The organism is Photorhabdus sp. RM71S (assembly GCF_042879355.1).
GTDB classification, from domain to species: domain Bacteria; phylum Pseudomonadota; class Gammaproteobacteria; order Enterobacterales; family Enterobacteriaceae; genus Photorhabdus; species Photorhabdus kayaii.
Window position 1 is genome coordinate 1 of the sequence record NZ_JBHFKV010000069.1, and the last position, 19,496, is coordinate 19,496.

At 42.1% G+C, this 19,496-nt stretch carries 16 protein-coding genes and 2 pseudogenes; 13 read left to right on the forward strand and 5 right to left on the reverse strand.

What is annotated here, in order from left to right:
• A pseudogene (locus ACGF5R_RS21830) lies at positions 1-257 on the forward strand (IS1634 family transposase); the annotation flags it as partial.
• Positions 258-330: 73 nt separating this feature from the next.
• A complete protein-coding gene (locus ACGF5R_RS21835) occupies positions 331-765 on the forward strand; it encodes a hypothetical protein (RefSeq protein ID WP_262981190.1) in 435 nt (144 codons plus the stop codon).
• Between the two features lie 1,115 nt (positions 766-1,880).
• Here ACGF5R_RS21835 and ACGF5R_RS21840 read toward each other — a convergent pair.
• From ACGF5R_RS21840 to fadE, 3 genes are all read right to left on the reverse strand, one after another.
• The gene (locus ACGF5R_RS21840; protein ID WP_387692709.1) at positions 1,881-2,618 is read right to left on the reverse strand and encodes a hypothetical protein; all 738 of its coding nucleotides are present in this window, start codon (positions 2,616-2,618) and stop codon (positions 1,881-1,883) included.
• Between the two features lie 227 nt (positions 2,619-2,845).
• Positions 2,846-3,742: a LysR family transcriptional regulator gene (locus ACGF5R_RS21845; protein ID WP_112878731.1), complete on the reverse strand. Its 897-nt coding sequence runs from the start codon at positions 3,740-3,742 to the stop codon at positions 2,846-2,848.
• Between the two features lie 347 nt (positions 3,743-4,089).
• Positions 4,090-6,525, reverse strand: coding sequence for an acyl-CoA dehydrogenase FadE (fadE, locus tag ACGF5R_RS21850; RefSeq protein ID WP_387692711.1), 2,436 nt, complete (start codon positions 6,523-6,525; stop codon positions 4,090-4,092).
• A gap of 259 nt (positions 6,526-6,784) precedes the next feature.
• On the opposite strand from fadE, the gene lpcA reads away from it, so the two are divergent.
• Together lpcA and ACGF5R_RS21860 are read left to right on the forward strand one after the other, a co-directional pair.
• Positions 6,785-7,366, forward strand: coding sequence for a D-sedoheptulose 7-phosphate isomerase (gene lpcA / locus ACGF5R_RS21855; RefSeq protein WP_112878729.1), 582 nt, complete (start codon positions 6,785-6,787; stop codon positions 7,364-7,366).
• Positions 7,367-7,390: 24 nt separating this feature from the next.
• Positions 7,391-8,158, forward strand: a complete 768-nt coding sequence (locus ACGF5R_RS21860) for a class II glutamine amidotransferase (RefSeq protein WP_112878728.1) — start codon at positions 7,391-7,393, stop codon at positions 8,156-8,158.
• On the opposite strand, the gene ACGF5R_RS21865 is transcribed toward ACGF5R_RS21860, so the two are convergent.
• Positions 8,129-8,863, reverse strand: a complete 735-nt coding sequence (locus tag ACGF5R_RS21865; protein WP_112878727.1) for a murein L,D-transpeptidase family protein — start codon at positions 8,861-8,863, stop codon at positions 8,129-8,131. The genes ACGF5R_RS21860 and ACGF5R_RS21865 overlap by 30 nt on opposite strands.
• A gap of 419 nt (positions 8,864-9,282) precedes the next feature.
• Between ACGF5R_RS21865 and ACGF5R_RS21870 the strand changes: the two genes are divergently transcribed.
• From ACGF5R_RS21870 to nqrM, 8 genes are all read left to right on the forward strand, one after another.
• Positions 9,283-10,626: a Na(+)-translocating NADH-quinone reductase subunit A gene (locus ACGF5R_RS21870; protein WP_112878726.1), complete on the forward strand. Its 1,344-nt coding sequence runs from the start codon at positions 9,283-9,285 to the stop codon at positions 10,624-10,626.
• 4 nt (positions 10,627-10,630) lie between these two features.
• Positions 10,631-11,869 (forward strand): NADH:ubiquinone reductase (Na(+)-transporting) subunit B, encoded by a 1,239-nt coding sequence (locus tag ACGF5R_RS21875; RefSeq protein WP_112878725.1) that lies wholly within the window; start codon positions 10,631-10,633, stop codon positions 11,867-11,869.
• Positions 11,862-12,659, forward strand: coding sequence for a Na(+)-translocating NADH-quinone reductase subunit C (locus tag ACGF5R_RS21880; protein WP_112878724.1), 798 nt, complete (start codon positions 11,862-11,864; stop codon positions 12,657-12,659). Before ACGF5R_RS21875 ends, ACGF5R_RS21880 begins: the two co-directional genes overlap by 8 nt.
• Positions 12,652-13,281 carry an NADH:ubiquinone reductase (Na(+)-transporting) subunit D gene (locus tag ACGF5R_RS21885; RefSeq protein WP_112878723.1) on the forward strand — a complete coding sequence of 210 codons (630 nt, stop codon included), beginning with the start codon at positions 12,652-12,654 and terminating at the stop codon, positions 13,279-13,281. Before ACGF5R_RS21880 ends, ACGF5R_RS21885 begins: the two co-directional genes overlap by 8 nt.
• Before the next feature lie 8 nt (positions 13,282-13,289).
• Positions 13,290-13,886 (forward strand): NADH:ubiquinone reductase (Na(+)-transporting) subunit E, encoded by a 597-nt coding sequence (gene nqrE, locus ACGF5R_RS21890; RefSeq protein WP_112878722.1) that lies wholly within the window; start codon positions 13,290-13,292, stop codon positions 13,884-13,886.
• A gap of 15 nt (positions 13,887-13,901) precedes the next feature.
• Positions 13,902-15,128 carry an NADH:ubiquinone reductase (Na(+)-transporting) subunit F gene (nqrF, locus tag ACGF5R_RS21895; protein ID WP_112878721.1) on the forward strand — a complete coding sequence of 409 codons (1,227 nt, stop codon included), beginning with the start codon at positions 13,902-13,904 and terminating at the stop codon, positions 15,126-15,128.
• A 203-nt stretch (positions 15,129-15,331) separates the two neighbouring features.
• The gene (locus ACGF5R_RS21900; protein WP_112878720.1) at positions 15,332-16,360 is read left to right on the forward strand and encodes an FAD:protein FMN transferase; all 1,029 of its coding nucleotides are present in this window, start codon (positions 15,332-15,334) and stop codon (positions 16,358-16,360) included.
• Between the two features lie 13 nt (positions 16,361-16,373).
• A complete protein-coding gene (nqrM, locus tag ACGF5R_RS21905) occupies positions 16,374-16,601 on the forward strand; it encodes a (Na+)-NQR maturation NqrM (RefSeq protein ID WP_112878719.1) in 228 nt (75 codons plus the stop codon).
• A 610-nt stretch (positions 16,602-17,211) separates the two neighbouring features.
• Here the strand turns inward: nqrM and ACGF5R_RS21910 are convergent.
• Positions 17,212-18,157, reverse strand: a pseudogene (locus tag ACGF5R_RS21910) (IS1595 family transposase).
• Positions 18,158-19,123: 966 nt separating this feature from the next.
• Between ACGF5R_RS21910 and ACGF5R_RS21915 the strand changes: the two are divergent.
• The coding region (locus ACGF5R_RS21915; RefSeq protein ID WP_387692713.1) for a helix-turn-helix domain-containing protein at positions 19,124-19,496 on the forward strand (373 nt) is incomplete at its 3' end.

Sequence of the window (19,496 nt, forward strand, 5' to 3'; positions counted from 1 at the left end):
TGGTGATGACGTGTAGCTTAATGGTGTATGCGGCGCTGGAACATAAAATTCGCACGGGTCTGAAACAAAGCCAGGCATTCTACCCGGATATGAAGCAGCAGCAGACGCAATTGCCCACCGCTCGTTGGGTATTTTTAACTTTCGAAGGTATTAATACCTTTGAATTTGAAGAACACCGGATGGTGACGGGAATGCAACCGTACCAAAATGCTCTGCTGAAAATATTGGGGCCACCATACGAGTCTTTTTATTTCTGAATTGGGTGCGGAATGTCGGCTATACGCTTATGTTCCTGTTTTTTCCTATTTATTGGGGTTATCTCTGGGGTGTATGACAATATCCTTCCTCATTCGAAAAATGAATATTGCTCTTTTTGAAAAAAATATTTTTGGATTCTTCTTATTTTTAGCAACTATAAACTGCATTCTCTTTGCAAGAGAAACAACACTTATTTCAGTTTGGCTGGATGCTCTACATAGAATATTATGGGGAGTAATAAGTGGATTTATTGTCATAATGGGAAGAAATATTCTTATAACCGAAGGAAATGAAAAGAGGACGAATAAGGATTTTTCTATCTTAAGCCTGGCGTTATTAAGCCTGCCATTTATAATCCCAGTCACTTTCTCTTTCTTCGGTTTAAACTCCCGTACATCAGCAGATTTTTTTCTACTTTTATTTATTCTATTGCTTCAATTATCTATTTTACTGGCTTTAAAAATAATAATGCAAAAAAACAAAAACATGATATTAAGGATTCTGTAAAAACAGACAATAAATTAGTTGTTTTCTTTTCTTTTTCAAGTTTGGTTATAATCAATGTTTGTTTTTTCCTCTCTTTAATGATTATGCCAGCAATGCGAACAAAATATTTTGAACATATTGATATGGTTCAAATGTATATCATACTACTGATTATATGGTTCCCCTGTGCAATTGGCATCATGAAAGTCATGAAATCCGTACTTTTTAAAAAAAGAATCATGGTAGGTAATATCATTCAATTATTTTCTCTCGGATTTTGTTCACTTGGGATTATTATAAATTCTGGCATGCTCTATTCACAATTATGGTGTTTTTAGCTAATACAATTATGCAACCTGTTTTTTTCTCTTATCTAGGGTTATATTCAAAAAACTCTCTTTATACTTTGGGTATGCAGTCAGGGATTTATGTATTTATTACTATGATTATTCTCTTTTATACTATTTACTTAGGTGTTGGTCTTGAAGAAATCATTACTGGATTTACAATATTATTAATTTCTTCAATAGTTATTTCTACTATTTTTCTTTCAATGATTAATTCAAAAAAATAATAATGTCAGGTAGTGAAAAACGATAAGTTTATATAAAGCAGCTTTCATTGATAATATCTCAGCCTTGCCTTTATCTTTTAATTTATTAAATTAAGAGATAAAGGTAACGGATATTATTTGAAGATATCCTAATCTATTTTTCAAAAAGCATCGGCTTTAATAATGTTTTCAATCAGGGAATGAATTTTTTCATTAAATCATTAAATCATGAAAAACCTGAATAACAAAATCCGAAATAAACGATTTAATAGAATACGAATTGGGTCACTTTCAGCGTTATGATATTGCATTTATTATACAAAACCGTGATACCTTAAATTCGTCAATTTAAACAGGCTTTACACTGCTTTAACCCGTCCGATAGCACTTCTATTTTTACTGTTTGATTTAAACTATTCCCCTTTTATATCATTAATGTGATTTAACGCTAAAATCAATTTATATCGTTATTTTTCCAAGCTATTTTCGCGCCCTGTTAACGCTTAAATACCTATAATTTTTCTGGCGGATTAATCCGCCAGACTTTTCATTATCGTTGATGTAATAAAGCGTTATTAGGATGTTATTTTACTAATTTCGGGATATCAACGCTGAAATCAATCCACGGGTTGGTGCCCAGCATCTCTGCACCGTCAACACTGGGTTCGTCATAGCGCATAACGAAATGCTTTGGTCCGTGGGCAAATGCCACGATCAATCCATCCTCAGCATCCAGAAACGCAGCATGCATTCCTAGCCCGGGATAGCTGAGACGCCAAGCAGGATCGCCAGCTTCCACACGTCCTACCGACAGCTTTGTAATCACGCCATCTGGCAGACGGAAGAACCAAGTCCACGGTCCGCCAGCCACAACTGTCATGACTTCATCAATACCCATCCCGTTTTCAGCGCTGTTCACATGCAGTTTACCGAATTTTTCGAGAACAGTTTTTCTGGTTTCAGCCGAAATTGCTTTCATATCGTAAACTTTAGGATAAGGTGCAACACCGACTTCCGACGTTGACAGGAAACCGCCGCGGTGAGCTTCCGGCTGGCGGCCAGCCAGTCGGATTTGTTCCAGAAGTTCTCCTCGGTGTAAAGGAAACAGCGAAATCAGCTTCTCGCTCTCTTCTTCCGTGAGCGCACGGGTTTTTGACGCTTCAAGAATAAGTCTGGCTTCTTTAGGGATCGGCGTTGTACTGACCCGAACCCCGATGGAAAATAAGACCTTGTTTACGTTCTCAATGCCAACGGTCGGCTGGCGTCCGTCAAGATAGGACAGAACAAGATTTTCTGATGTTGAAGTAACGGAACTGTTCATATCTACATCTCCTCAATTTTGATGTAACCGATAAGTTCATTTGCAGAACCGAGTATAGGGAGAGAGATAGTTTATTAAAACGCCTATTATGTGAAAACATTGTGCACTGATAGTAAACAATTATAGGGTCTTCTCTGATTTGACCATGACTTTTCAAAACCGGTTGGCCTGGCATTTATTTCAACCGGAGATTTGCCATTTAAAATCACCGATCACTTTTCAGATATTCAGCAGGTTTTGTCTAGTGCATTTATAAGGAAATCGATAAAAGCCCTTGTCTTGTTAGAGTGTTCTTTATGAAAGGGTTGTATGGCATAAAGTGCCTGCATGTCAGCTTCCCATTCCGGAAGTAGTCTGGCAAGTTTGCCTGACAGCAGCTCATCAGTGACCAGTAATTCAGGCAGTAAAATCACACCATGTCCGGAAAGAGCCGCCTGTTTGAGTGCAAGCCCGTTATTCACCACATAGGTTCCGGGCTTAAGGTCAACGACTTTCACATCATTTTGATTGTGAAATATCCAGCGTCGTGGAGAAGAAGATAAACTGTAGACAAGACAGTTATGGGAGGTGAGATTTTCAGGGATGAGTATTTTTTCAGAAGCCTCAATATATGCTGGTGAGGCACATAAGACTCGGGGGACTTTTATCAGTTTCCTAGAACGAAGGCTGGAGTCGCTCAGTTCACCTCCTCCACGTATCGCAACATCTATTCCATGCTCAATAAAATCGATATATTTATCAATCATGACAACTTCTACAGAAATACTAGGGTGAGTATGCATAAACTGGCATATCAGTGGATTTAATGCCTTTAGCCCCATAGACATTGGAATACTGACTTTTATCGAGCCTGTCAGAGTGTGAGACGTTTCTATAACCGATAAGTCAGCATTCTCAAGTTCATCCAGGATGTTGCACACCTGATGATAGTAATTCCTGCCGTTTGCGGTTATGTGCATGTTTCTGGTCGTTCGGTTAATCAGGGGGCTTTTGAGATACTCTTCAAGCTGATTGATGTTTTTACTGACAGCTGCCTTGGATAAGCCCAGATCTTGGGCGGCGGCTTTGAAACTGCCTAGTTCTACAACACGCCGGAAGACGCTGATTGCTCTTAACTTGTCCATAAGCACCACTGTTGAATGAGTTTAACTATCTAGTGTATCAATAAACTACGATAAAAAATTATGTTTAACCATTTGTTCAGTTATTGCAACTGAATCAGTTGGTTGCCGATCTGAGCCTCGACAAAGCTATGTTGAAGGATGTGCTGGTGTGACATTACAAGCGGATTGTCGTCTGTATCGTGAGTAGGGTGCTGTAGAGAGTAAATTTCATCTACTCTTTCAAAGGAAATATCGGATATTTTTGACTGCGTCTATTTTTTTGCGCAAAGCGAAATCCTACCTTGGCAACTTGGGACGATACCCTAAGGTATCGTCCCGTAATGACATCCATTCTTTAGTTGTCAGTATCAGGCCGCTTTCGTTTTTGGTTTTTTGTCCTGAACAGGAACAGCCAGCGCTTCTGGTTCAAACTCATCGACATTAATAGAACGCAGGCGGCTTGCTTCAGCACGTTTCAGAATTTCGGCTTCGTCTGGCGTGATCTTACGTTCCGCGAGTGCGCGTTCTGCCAGTTTATCAAGGCGAGTAAAGCCGAGGCGTTTACCTGCTTCGCGACTCAAGCGGGCATGGATCGGTTCTGCGGCAATAATGTCGTGCAGAGCTTCTTCCAGTAATCCGTGAGGATTGTGCTCGCTTGGTGTCAGATATTGACCGCGGCCAATGCGATCACGGGTAGCAGACGGTTGTTGTAAGATCTGGGCCAGTTTGTGATCCAGACGGTCAGATGGTGCTGAATGTACACGCCCTAGAGGGAAGACGATAACACGCATCAGGCCGGCGACCAGACGATTAGGGAAGTTACTCAGTAAATTATCTATTGCTTGTTCTGCCTGATACAAACTATCTTGAACTGCCCACTGAACTAGTGGCAAATCTTCTTTTTGACGACCTTCATCTTCATAGCGTTTCAACGTCGCGGAAGCCAGATAGGTTTGACTCAGAACATCCCCAAGCCGGGCGGAGACACGTTCACGGCGTTTCAGGCTACCACCTAATACCCCCATTGCCACATCTGATAATAGCGCAAGGTTGGCGCTCAGGCGGTTTAATTGTTGATAGTAACGGCGTGTTGCATCATTGACTGGTGTGCTGCTGGTGCGGCCATTGGTTAAGCCAAGCCAGAAGCTGCGTAACATGTTACTGGCAACGTGACCAAGGTGGCTAAACAGTGCTTTATCAAAGTCTTTAACACGGTTATTTTCAGCCGCAGCCATTTCATCAAGAACATAAGGATGGCAGCGGATAGCTCCCTGACCGTAGATAATCATGTTTCGGGTCAGAATATTGGCGCCTTCAACGGTAATGGCGATAGGTGCGCCTTGATAAGCGCGAGCAAGGAAGTTGGATGGACCAAGGCAAATCCCTTTACCACCGGCAATATCCATTGCATCAATAACAGATTTTTGGCCTCGGTGAGTACAGTGATATTTGACGATAGCGGATAACACAGAGGGTTTTTCACCTAGCATGATACCGGTTGTTGCAAGCGTTGAAGCGGCATCCATCAAATAGGCGTTACCGGCAATGCGTGCTAGTGGTTCTTCAATCCCTTCCATTTTACCAATTGGCATTTTGAATTGGCGGCGGATATAAGAGTATGCGCCAATCGCCATCGCAACACTTTTCAAACCGCCGGTTGCATTTGATGGCAGAGTGATACCGCGGCCAACAGACAGACACTCAACCAGCATCCGCCAGCCTTGTCCGGCCATTTTTGGCCCACCAATAATGTAGTCGATCGGAACAAAGATATCTTTACCGCGAGTTGGACCATTCTGGAATGGAATATTTAATGGGAAATGGCGATGACCAATTTCTACTCCCGGTACATTGGTCGGGATCAATGCACAGGTAATGCCCAATTCTTCTGTATCACCCAATAAATGGTCAGGGTCAGACAGTTTGAAAGCCAGACCGAGTACGGTAGCGATAGGGGCAAGTGTGATATAACGTTTGTTCCAGGTCAGGCGCATACCGAGAATTTGTTCACCTTGCCATTCTCCCATACAGACTACGCCTGTATCTGGGATTGATCCGGCATCAGAGCCAGCTTCCGGGCTGGTCAGTGCGAAACATGGGATCTCTTCACCACGGGCAAGCCCAGGTAGATAGTGGTTCTTCTGCTCTTCGGTGCCATAATGCTGTAATAATTCACCAGGGCCGAGAGAGTTAGGTACACCTACGGTAATTGCTAGAATGCCGGATGTACCTGCTAATTTTTGCAGTACTCGTGCTTGAGCATAGGCTGAGAACTCCAGACCGCCATACTCTTTTTTAATGATCATGGCAAAGAAGCGGTGTTCTTTCAGGTAACGCCATAACTCAGGTGGTAAATCAGCCAGTTCATGGCTTATTTGGAAATCATTAGTCATACGGCAAGCTTCTTCTACCGGGCCGTCCAGAAATGCTTGTTCTTCAGCGGTTAACTGAGGCTTTGGATAGTCATGTAATTTTTTCCAGTCGGGTTTACCGCGGAACAGTTCGCCTTCCCACCAGGTAGTACCTGCATCAAGAGCTTCTTTTTCTGTGCGAGATAGACTTGGCATCACCTTACGGAAGGCTTTTAAGGCCGGAACAGTAAGTAAGGAGTGGCGCATTGGCGCAAAATTCAGTGGGAACAGAATAATGGCCATTGGTAACAACATCCAGTAGCTCCATGCATCAATAGCGCCCATCAAGACGGTATAGACAAGGAGCAGTAGGCTGCTAAGACTGAGATTGACTTTGTGATAGCAAAGTATCCCAATCAATACTAAGAATAGAACAATACTCAATGTGGTCATAATAAAAGCTCCTGGTTAATCTCAGGGTCAGGTAAGTCATCAGAGGTCGGACCTGTTGTGATGTTCTTCTCTTTTTAGACCAGGAAATTGCTTTTAGCAATATCTTTACATCTTAATTACAATGTAGCTCACAAACTCATGGTGATCGGGAGCGGATTAATTCTCCAGAAACGTGATGTTGTCTTCTTTCAATTCTCTTGATCCGGTAAACTGCCATCCGACACAACATTGAAGATTACCTGACCGAAGTGAGGAGCCTATGTATCAAGACCTGATCCGTAGTGAATTGAACGAAGCCGCGGATACGCTGGCAAAGTTTTTAAGTGACGATGCAAATATTGAAGCAATTCAAAAAGCAGCAGTATTGCTGGCTGATTCATTTAAAGCGGGTGGCAAGGTACTGTCCTGCGGTAATGGGGGTTCGCATTGTGATGCGATGCATTTTGCTGAAGAATTGACAGGCCGTTACCGCGAAAATCGCCCTGGCTATCCAGCGATTGCGATTTCTGATGTCAGCCATCTTTCCTGCGTCAGTAATGATTTCGGGTATGAATTTGTTTTTTCTCGTTATGTGGAAGCGGTTGGGAAAGAGGGGGATGTGTTACTGGGTATTTCTACTTCCGGTAATTCCGGTAATATTATTAAAGCAGTTGAAGCTGCCCGCTTAAAGGGCATGAAAGTCATTACGCTGACAGGCAAGGATGGCGGTAAAATGGTAGGAACCGCTGATGTGGAAATTCGTGTCCCGCATTTTGGTTATGCAGATCGTATTCAGGAAATTCATATCAAAGTTATTCATATCCTGATTCAACTTATCGAAAAAGAGATGGTTAAAGCCTGATTTTACAGGCTACAGAGGTGGGCAATGTGTGAGTTACTTGGCATGAGTGCAAATGTGCCAACAGATATCTGCTTTAGTTTAGGTGGCTTGATTCAACGAGGTGGTCATACTGGGCCCCATAAAGATGGTTGGGGGATCACATTTTATGAGGGGCGGGGCTGTCGCACATTTAAAGATCATCAACCAGGTTACAATTCGCCCGTTGCCCGCTTTGTACAAGAGTACCCGATTAAATCTAGAGTGGTGGTTTCTCATATCCGGCAGGCAAACCGCGGTAATGTTGCGTTGGAAAATACTCATCCTTTCATTCGTGAGATGTGGGGACGCAACTGGACTTATGCCCATAATGGGCAACTTCGGGGCTATCGGCAGCTTGAAACTGGTCAGTATCGTCCCGTTGGACAAACGGATAGTGAACATGCTTTTTGCTGGATTTTACAGCGACTTTCACAAAAATATCCAAGAACTCCCTCGAACTGGCCTAAGGTTTTTCGTTTTATCGCCTCACTCGCAGATGAACTCAGCAAAAAAGGCGTATTCAATATGTTGCTGTCGGATGGGCGTTTTGTGATGGCATATTGTTCAACCAACCTTTATTGGATTACCCGTCGGGCACCGTTTGGAAAAGCAAAACTTCTGGATCAGGATATTGAAATTGATTTTCAACAACATACACAGCCGGATGATGTTGTTTCTGTTATTGTTACTCAACCTTTAACGGGTAATGAAGCTTGGAATCGTATTGAGCCGGGTCGCTATGCACTATTTCATCTTGGTGAACGCATATTGTGATTGATGCTGCAAAAGTGGCGATTTTTCAGGTGTAGCATTAACCACATATTGGCCGTTAATGACGCTAATCGTTGCTGGCCGGTGATTTTTTACAAAATACTCATAGGCTGGCTGTAATTGTAGCCAAAACATGTAATAGGAGGATGAACGGTGGCGTAACATATTCTGCGGTGTCATTCTGAATGGATAAATACTGATATTAATTTCATACTGCCCGCGCAATAATGCACTTTCTACATAATCGTAGATTTCATCTATGTAACCATTAGTCATAGCGTAACAACCGACAGATTTACACTCTCCGTGGATCATTAAATAGTTGCCGGAATAGCCTCTGAATTTATCGTATTCATTTGGAAAACCGAGATTAATAGATCGGTAATATCGACTATTTGGATTGAGTTGATGGGGTTTTACACGATAGAAACCTTCCGGGCTTTTCAGGTCGCCTTCTGTGGTTTTGGGACCAAGGCCGCCAGAGTAATTACAGATGGGGTAGCTTTTAGACAGTTGGTAGCTTCCATGACTATTTTTAGTATAAAGCTCCAATATCCGCTCTTCTTTGAATATTTGGATAAAGACAGGAGAGCCAGGCTGCACAGGGAAATTTTGCTTCAATTGCACTAAAGTATCCTGAGCATAGACAGGAGTGAATGAACTAAATAACAACAATATTATTGCAGGAAAAGCCGCAGTTTTTTTCATGTGACTACCGTAATAGCGATGTAGCGGACTAACTAAAAATTTAGCTTAAGATTGCCATGAGTCATCGACTTTGTGAATAGAAAATGATGACGGTAACTTTATCACTACAAAGTGATTGTTAGGTTAAAATACAATCAGTTGTCGGTAAAGGTGATATAATCATTCGTTTTTTGCGATCGGTTAATCATTCAGTGCCAAAATTATTCCTGTTTGCTTGAACTAAATCACTTGATTAGTCAGACAGTCTAAGAAGGGAGATGTTAAAATTGCCGCCCGGAGATTAACAAAAAATAGTAACAATTATCGGAGAACTATAACCTGGGCACGATTCGTGACTTAAGGGGTTTTTTATAGAGTGGCTATATTACCACTAGGTAATCTGTAGCATATGATTTAATTGATAAACTTGTGCAAATCTTATGATTAAAATTAAAAAAGGACTCGACCTCCCGATTGCAGGAGCGCCTGCTCAAGTAATAGAAGACGGTCCGACGATTCGCCATGTAGCACTGTTGGGTGAAGAGTATGTTGGAATGCGTCCTTCTATGTTGGTGAAGGAAGGTGAGCATGTTAAGAAGGGCCAGATTCTTTTTGAAGATAAAAAGAATCCAGGTGTGGTTTTCACCAGCCCAGCCTGTGGGCAGGTTGTGGCGATTAATCGTGGTGAACAACGTATTTTGCAGTCAATTGTGATTGAGATAACGGGAGACGAACAGGTTAATTTTGACCGTTATGATCGTTCCCAACTTTCTCAGTTATCCCGAGAACAAGTGGAAAAGAATCTGATTGATTCTGGGTTATGGACTGCACTGCGTACCCGTCCTTACAGTCGAAATCCTGCTCCCGGCTCCTCGCCAAAAGCAATTTTTGTAACCGCGATGGATACTCAGCCTCTGGCTGCAAATCCACAGGTTATTATTGCTACCGATGAAGAGGCTTTTGTTGATGGTCTGAATGTGCTGACTAGACTGACCGAAGGTAAAGTCCATGTTTGCCATAGTGCAGGAAGCTTGCCGAGTGTCGGTAATAATGCACAAATCACTTATAATCAGTTCTCAGGTCCGCACCCTGCGGGATTAGCTGGAACTCACATTCACTTTATTGAACCCGTCAGTGCGACTAAAACGGTATGGCACCTGGGATATCAGGATGTGATTGCTATCGGTAAATTATTCACTACCGGCACACTTTATACTGATCGTGTCATTGCACTGGCCGGTCCACAGGTTGAAAAACCACGTCTTATACGTACTTGCTTAGGAGCTGATCTGCTTGAGTTAACTCAGGAGCAGCTTAAAGAGGGTGAAAACCGTATTATTTCAGGTTCCGTATTGTGCGGTACACAGTCAGATGAGGTTCATCACTATCTTGGTCGTTTCCACACTTTGGTTTCCGTTTTGCGTGAAGGTCGCGAAAAAGAGCTATTTGGTTGGATAATGCCGGGTATCGATAAATTTTCCATCACCCGCACCACCATTGGTCATTTCCTGAAAAATAAGCGCTTTGCTTTTTCAACGACAATGAATGGCGGTGAACGTTCTATGGTACCAATCGGTAACTATGAGCGTGTTATGCCTTTGGATATCATGGCAACACATTTACTGCGGGATCTGCTGGCGGGTGATACCGATAGTGCTCAGGCACTGGGTTGTCTGGAGTTAGATGAGGAAGACTTAGCGCTTTGTACCTATGTCTGTCCTGGCAAGTATGAATATGGTCCGGTACTGCGTGAAGTGCTGACTAAGATTGAGCAGGAAGGATGATTTCATGGGCCTGAAAAACTATTTTGAAAAAATTGAGCACCACTTTGAGCCCGGGGGCAAATTAGAAAAATACTATCCGTTGTATGAAGCGGTAACAACGGTTTTCTATACACCAGGTACCGTAACTTCTGGCCGTGCTCATATCCGTGATGCCATCGATCTAAAGCGTATGATGATCATGGTATGGCTGGCCGTATTCCCGGCAATGTTCTGGGGAATGTATAACGTTGGTCAGCAGGCGATCCCTGCGTTGTATCATTTATACAGTGGCGCAGAATTACAGCAAATTCTGGCATCTGATTGGCACTATCGTGTTGCTCAGTTTTTCGGTGCATCACTGACGCCAGGCGCTAGCTGGTGTAGCGAAATGTTGCTTGGCGCAACTTACTTTTTACCTATTTATATCGTTGTATTTGTGGTTGGCGGCTTCTGGGAAGTACTGTTTGCCATTATCCGTAAACATGAAATTAATGAAGGTTTTTTTGTTACTTCTATTTTGTTTGCGTTGATTGTTCCACCTACTATTCCTTTGTGGCAGGCTGCGCTAGGTATTACATTTGGTGTTGTCATTGCGAAAGAGGTTTTTGGTGGGACAGGCCGTAATTTCCTGAATCCGGCACTGGCTGGCCGTGCTTTTCTATTCTTTGCTTATCCTGCACAGATTTCAGGTGATTTGGTATGGACTGCGGCTGATGGTTTCTCTGGGGCGACCCCGTTATCTCAATGGGCGGCTGGTGGTAGTCAGGGATTAGTGAATACCGTTACCGGTCAGCCTGTTACCTGGATGGATGCTTTCATTGGTAATATTCCTGGCTCTATCGGTGAAGTGTCTACTCTAATGATTTTCATCGGTGGTGCAATTATCCTGTTTACCCGTATTGCTTCATGGCGGATTGTCGCCGGGGTGATGTTGGGTATGGTTGCAACTTCCTACCTATTTAATGCTATCGGTTCAGATACTAATCCGTTGTTTGCTATGCCGTGGTATTGGCATATGGTTCTGGGGGGTTTTGCTTTTGGTATGATCTTTATGGCAACAGATCCAGTATCGGCTTCATTTACCGATAAAGGTAAATGGTGGTACGGCATTCTGATTGGTGTGATGTGTGTTCTGATCAGGGTTGTTAACCCGGCATATCCAGAAGGTATGATGCTGGCGATTCTGTTCGCAAACCTGTTTGCGCCATTGTTTGATTATCTGGTAGTGCAAGCCAATATTAAGCGGAGAAAAGCCCGTGGCTAATGATAAACCCAAAAATAATGACAGCGTCGGCAGAACATTTATCGTTGTTTTTGTGCTATGTCTCGTTTGCTCAATTGTGGTAGCAGGTTCTGCGGTAGGGCTGAAATCTCAGCAACAGGAACAGAAATTGCTGGATAAACAGCGTAATATCCTCGATGTTGCGGGGTTATTCAAGCCTCAGATGAGTGCCGATGAAGTTAAAGAAACGTTCAAAAGTCGGATTAAAACCGAGTTATTGAATCTGGAGACGGCAACGCTTGAAAGCAGTCAGGGCAAGTTTAACCTGAACGATGCGTTGCGCAGTGATGATACCAGTATTGCATTACCGCCTGAAAAGGATCTGGCGAAAATTCGCCGTCGCGCCAATATGGCCGAGGTCTATCTGGTGAAAAATGAACAGGGTAAAACTCGCGAAATCGTTCTGCCTATTTATGGTTCTGGCCTGTGGTCTGTCATGTATGCTTTTATCTCCGTTGATGTGGACGGCAAAACGGCTCGTGGTATCACTTATTATTCGCACGGCGAAACACCGGGGTTGGGGGGAGAAGTGGATAACCCACAATGGCGTAAAAAGTGGATAGGTAAAAAACTGTATAACGATGAAGGCAATCCGGCGATCAAAATTGTTCGTGGCGGGGCTGCTGCCGATGACTCTTATGGTGTTGATGGCTTGTCTGGTGCGACTCTGACCTCTGCCGGTGTCCAGAATATGTTTAATTTCTGGTTAGGGGATAACGGTTTTGGTCCGTTCCTGAAAAAAGTACGCGAAGGAGCGTTGAAAGATGGCTGATAGTAAAGAAATAAAACGAGTCCTGCTTGGGCCACTCTTGGATAATAACCCGATTGCATTGCAGGTTCTGGGGATTTGCTCAGCGCTGGCGGTAACAACCAAGCTGGAAACGGCGTTGGTAATGACAATAGCGGTAACATTGGTTACTGCCTTTTCCAGCTTTTTTATCTCGTTGATCCGTCATTACATCCCCGGCAGTGTGCGAATCATTGTCCAGATGGCGATTATTGCATCATTGGTTATCGTGGTAGATCAGATTTTGCAGGCTTATGCTTATGAAATTTCCAAGCAGTTGTCTGTATTTGTTGGCCTTATCATTACTAACTGTATCGTGATGGGACGTGCGGAAGCCTATGCGATGAAATCTCCACCCATCGAGAGCTTTATGGATGGTATCGGTAATGGTCTGGGTTACGGTGTTATTCTGGTAATGGTTGGTTTTCTGCGTGAGTTGTTTGGTTCCGGCAAGCTGTTCGGAATTACCGTGATGGAATCGGTACAGAATGGCGGCTGGTATCAGCCTAATGGTCTGTTCCTGTTAGCCCCTAGCGCGTTTTTCATTATTGGTATGCTGATTTGGGGTCTGAGGACGTTAAAACCGGCGCAGGTTGAGAAGGAGTAACTGACAACATGGAACATTTTATAAGCCTGTTTGTCCGCGCCGTCTTTATTGAGAATATGGCGTTGGCTTTCTTCCTCGGTATGTGCACTTTTTTGGCCGTATCGAAAAACGTCACAACGGCGTTTGGTCTGGGTATTGCCGTCACGGTGGTTTTAGGGATCTCTGTTCCTGCTAATAACCTGGTGTATAACTTGGTATTGCGTGACGGTGCATTGGTTGAAGGGGTTGATCTCAGCTTCCTGAACTTTATTACATTTATTGGCGTGATTGCTGCATTAGTGCAGATTCTTGAAATGATCCTTGATCGTTATTTCCCTTCACTCTATAACGCGCTCGGCATTTTTTTACCACTGATTACCGTTAACTGTGCAATTTTTGGTGGTGTCTCTTTCATGGCACAGCGTGATTATAGTTTTTCGGAATCCGTTGTATATGGTTTTGGCTCAGGTATAGGCTGGATGTTGGCGATTGTTCTGCTAGCTTCTATCCGTGAAAAAATGAAATATGCTGATGTTCCGGCAGGGCTGAAAGGATTGGGGATCACCTTTGTCACTACGGGTTTGATGGCATTGGGTTTTATGTCCTTCTCTGGTGTGCAGTTATAAGGGCGAGAAGCGTTCATGGATATAATAATTTTAGGCGTAGTGATGTTTACCCTAATTGTGTTGGTACTGACGGCGCTGATTTTGTTTGCAAAATCAAAGTTAGTTAACACTGGGAATATTAGGGTTGAAGTTAATGGTGATCCGGAAAAGAGCTTTACCGCTCCTGCCGGTGATAAATTGCTAAATATGTTGTCAAGCCAGGGGATTTTTGTCTCTTCTGCTTGTGGTGGTGGTGGTTCTTGTGGTCAGTGTCGCGTAAAGATTAAAGATGGCGGTGGCGACATTCTGCCAACAGAACTTTCTCACATTAGTAAACGTGAAGCGAAAGAGGGTTGTCGTCTGGCTTGTCAGGTCAATGTAAAACAGGACCTGAAAATTAAGTTACCGGAAGAGATATTCGGTGTTAAGAAATGGGAATGTGAAGTTATCTCCAACGATAACAAAGCAACTTTCATTAAAGAGCTAAAATTGAAGATCCCTGATGGGGAAGTTGTGCCTTTCCGTGCAGGTGGTTATATCCAGATTGAAGCGCAGCCACATATTGCTCGTTACGAGGATTATGATGTGCCGAAAGAATACCGTGAGGACTGGGATAAATTTAATTTGTTCCGTTTTGTTTCTGAGGTGAAAGAGCCAACAGTTCGTGCTTACTCAATGGCAAACTATCCAGAAGAACACGGAATTATCATGCTTAACGTTCGTATTGCGACGCCGCCGCCAAAAAATTCGGAAGCGCCTCCGGGAATTATGTCTTCTTATATTTGGTCACTAAAACCCGGTGATAAAGTGACTATTTCTGGTCCGTTCGGTGAATTTTTCGCAAAAGATACTGATGCGGAAATGATCTTCATCGGTGGTGGCGCAGGTATGGCGCCAATGCGTTCTCATATCTTTGATCAGCTTAATCGATTGAATTCCAAACGTAAGATTAGCTTCTGGTATGGTGCTCGTTCTAAACGTGAAATGTTCTATACAGAGGATTTCGATCAGCTAGCGGCTGAAAATGAAAACTTTACCTGGAATGTAGCTCTATCTGATGCACTGCCAGAAGATAACTGGGATGGTCACACAGGCTTTATCCATAATGTTCTGTATGAGAATTATTTGAAGGATCATCCGGCTCCAGAAGATTGTGAGTTCTATATGTGTGGGCCTCCGGTTATGAATGCCGCGGTGATCAAAATGTTGAAAGATCTTGGTGTCGAGGATGAAAACATCATGTTGGATGATTTCGGTGGCTGATAGGCCATAAATATACCCTATGGATTTTAGATGCATCGCGACGGCAAGGGAGCGAATCCCCGGGAGCATAGAAAACTATGTGACCGGGGTGAGTGAGCGCAGCCAACAAAGAGGCAGTTTGAAAGATAACGGGTATAGTTTGATTTTAATGACTGGCGCCCACAACTTTGTGGGCGCTAACAATTCAGAAAGAGTAATTAACTGTGCGTAAAAAGATAAGTAGCTGGATAGCGTTAATATTTGCAGTACTGCTGCTGGCGGCATGCGATGGTCTGGAGCAGAAAAATATTCATGGGCAAACAATGGGGACTTACTATTCCATTAAATTTGTTACGGGTTCGTCGGCGCCTTCGTCAGAAGCTCTGCAAAAAGAGATTGATCGTTTGCTGGAGGAGGTTAACGACCAGATGTCGACATATCGCCCTGATTCTGAATTGAGTCGTTTTAATCAAAGCCGTCAAATTGATCGGCCATTCCCGGTATCGCCTGCGACAGCCAAAGTGGTTAAAGAAGCGATCTACATTAATAAATTGACGGATGGCGCTTTGGATGTGACGGTTGGCCCATTGGTTAATTTATGGGGGTTTGGTCCTGAGGGGCACGTGACGAAAGCACCTTCTGCAAGTGAACTGGAAAAACGCCGTGAATGGACTGGGATTGATAAACTGGTGGTAGAAGGTAATAACCTGATTAAAACTGTTCCAGAGCTATATATCGATTTATCATCTATTGCTAAAGGTTATGGCGTAGATGTTGTTGCCGAATATCTGGAATCGCAGAATATCAAGGATTATATGGTTGATATTGGCGGTGAAGTCCGTACATCAGGCCATAATGGTAAAGATCTGCCGTGGCGGATTGCGATTGAAAAGCCATCTGACACTGGCATGGCACAAAATGCTCAGGAAGTGATAATGCCTGGGAATATGTCGATAGCGACTTCTGGTGATTACCGTAATTACTTTGAACAAGATGGTGTGCGTTATTCACATACGATTGATCCAAAAACGGGGAACCCTATTTCTCATAATTTAGTTTCTATTACAGTGATTGCTCCAGCTTGTATGAGTGCTGATGGCCTTTCTACTGGACTGAATGTTTTAGGGCCGGAAAAAGGGATGGAAGTTGCAGAAAATCTGAGTATCCCGGTTTTTATGATCATAAAAACGAAAAATGGTTTTGAAGAGCGTTACAATAAAGCCTTTGAGCCATACTTACAGAAAAATCAATGAGAAGGGGAAGAAAATGCTGAAAGTATTTATTGCAGCCTTCGTCTTTTTCCTGCTGGCTTTTGCGGGAATGTCGTTAGGCTATATGATTAAACGTAAAAGCATACAAGGGAGCTGTGGTGGTTTAAGCAGTATTGGCGTAGAGAAAATATGTGACTGCCCGGAACCTTGTGATGCTCGTAAGAGACGTATGGCGCGTGAAGCTGCGCGGCAGATTCAATTAGAGAAACATCGAATTATCTGAGTTTAACAAATCTGCGTAATACTCCTTCCTCAATACTCATTGAGAGCAAAGCGAACTTTTAGAGAGATTTCACGTAGTTTGAGATAAAGAAAATAAAAAACAGAGATGTTAGTTTGATAAAATCCCCTTCACATTAAACGGTTTACTGTGAAGGGTTTTTTAAATACACACTCCATTAATATAGGTTTTAAAATAAAGTGAGCAACCTGAATTCATATAAATATGAAATTCAGATTATTTAATTGTACCTTTTAAAATTATTTAATCGACAGGAGGCCATTTACATTGTGCGAGGATTTTTTTAAATAAGAAATTAAACTTCCAATTTAAAATGAAAAATATAAACAGATTTTAAAATTGTAATATAGGTTAATGATGATTTAGCATGCATTATTACATATGGCTTTATATTTTTTTAAAAATAATTTTCCATTTAATAAAATAAAACCCCAATATTAACAGGATTAAAATATTAAAGGATAAACTTTTATGTTTAAGAAAGGTATTTGGTATTAAAACCATTCACCTTTTTATTTGTCCTTTTTTCGGGGAGAAACGTCTGTTTTTTCAAGTTTAATCATCATGGTTTTATCTTCATAAATCAACCTGATTACCATCGAATCTCAGCTAGCTTGAGTAAATACTCAGGTATAGGTGCTACCCGGATACATGAATAAATAAGCTGTTCGAATGTTTTTTTAAGGTTAAAGCGCCAATTGAACCTGAAACAGAATTCGGCAAGATAACGAGGTAAATACTTTTTGCTAATCGAATGATATGTTCCGCGTATCGAATTTTTTACATTACTAATCATTGTGTTAACCCACTGAAAATAAGGAAGCTTAACACTCTGCGCTCCACCGCCGGTGACGAGGGGCAAATGGAAAGTCCCGGCTTGCTCAATCCCCCGAAAGCAAGCTAATCCATCTGAAATAACAAGGGATTTTGGTTTAAGATGCACTTTAGCCCAACGGGTAAGTTCCCCCGGCCTTAAACCCTTTCACAACGCTGAAACGCATGAACATAGGGTGGCCCTTTTCATTCATTGAAACCGCCGCAACGAAAGGGCATTTCCCTTTTGCCCCTCTCCCTCGGGGGCCATGCTGAGCCCCGCCCCAGTATGCGTCGTCAAGCTGAATAAACCCGCCGAGAGGCTTTTCGTCATCCCGTTCTTTCATCGCTTTCATTAGCTTGTGTTTCATACGCCATGCAACGTTGTAGGAAATGCCCAGTTGACGTGACAATTCAAGTGCAGAAATCCCATTTTTCTCCTGAGTCATGAGATAAATCGCCAAAAACCACACAGTTAAAGGTAATTTTGATGCAGAAAACACTGTGCCGGCCGTCAAAGATGTCTGATGATGGCATTGATTGCACTGATAAAGGAGACGAGATTTTAACTGGCAATACTTATCATGCCCACAATGAGGGCAGTGATACCCCGTAGGCCAGCGCATATCGAACACCTGTTTCTGGCATTGTTCTTCATGACCCTATAATGAAATAACCTCATGAATAGAAATGCCTTTTTGGAATTGAATCTGATTTTTAGCCATTTTCATTTACCTCCACACAGACTTATTTTGAGTATACGCCTATGGGAGCTGAATTTAAGTGATAATCAGGTAAATCAATGAGTAAATAGTCTAATGATATAAAGATACCCGTTTATGTTCTTTTAAGATAATCCCTCTTTTTTAGGGTTTAAATCTTGCCAAATTAACCGTTTTACTGTTTTTTTCATAGTTTTCTTCGTAAAATAACGATGGGAAAACACTTTAATATGAACTTATTTAGATTATATTCTTTTTCTCGCTGTTTTCTTTTCAATTCTCTTTTAATGTTTAATAGCTTTCGATTAAATGCGATTTACCCTTTATCTGAAAAGTGCATTTATTGATTTAAATTGGTCTTTTATATAAAACTTTAATCTTTTTATATTAGTGTTTTTAAATAGTCAGTTCGGTTAGATAAATGTAAAATAGACAGACGATTAGCATTGCTGATAAACGCATTAAACGTGCCAGAAAATAAAACCGTTTTTAGTCACGTTGTCTCTTTTTAAAATCTGGTATTAATGGAGAACCTATGTTTTTAACCTTTATCTGTTATCTTCTCCGTATTTTAATCTGTATTAAACTGATAATCAGATTTTCTTGTTTTTCCTTTCCTAGAATTTGATTTTTTAAATTTAATGTGCAGGGACAATAAAGTTTTCCGGTCAGGGATTAATCGATTTGTTGCTACTCAACAAGGTGACAACCTCAGTTATCGTGTATTCTAAAATGTAGATATAAATCATTTTTTTATGTGATATTTTCTAGGTGAAACCGACATCACTCTGCCAAAATAATTCGTTCGGGTCGTGTTTTTTGTTAACCGTAATAAGTTTTTAACGATACCTTTTGACTCTGCGCTCTAAATAAGCTTTCGAAATAATAGATCACTTGGAAGGGAACTCAGTCCGATTTTTGCGATCTGATCAATCGCTAAAAATCACAAACCCCAAAACGGACTGAGCGATGCCCATCATAGCACCCATCCCCCGAAATGAACGACAGCAGATGAAAAAACTTATCCATAAAATCCGTGATAAGGATTATGCCCGCCGATTAATAGCATTATTAATACTACATGAAGGTCATACGGTGACTCATGTCGCCAAAACCCTGCATGCTGCACATTCTTCGGTTAATCGCTGGATTCACTGGTTTACCTTGTATGGCCTGGAAGGGCTGAAAAGTCTACCCGTTGGCAGGCCCATTGTCTGGAATTTAGCCCCGCTCTATCCGCTCTTGTCTTTCTTATTGCAGCACTCGCCTCAAGATTTTAGCTATCTTCGCTCACGCTGGAGCCTGGAGCTCATCACTCAGACTATCAATCAATTGCTCAAGT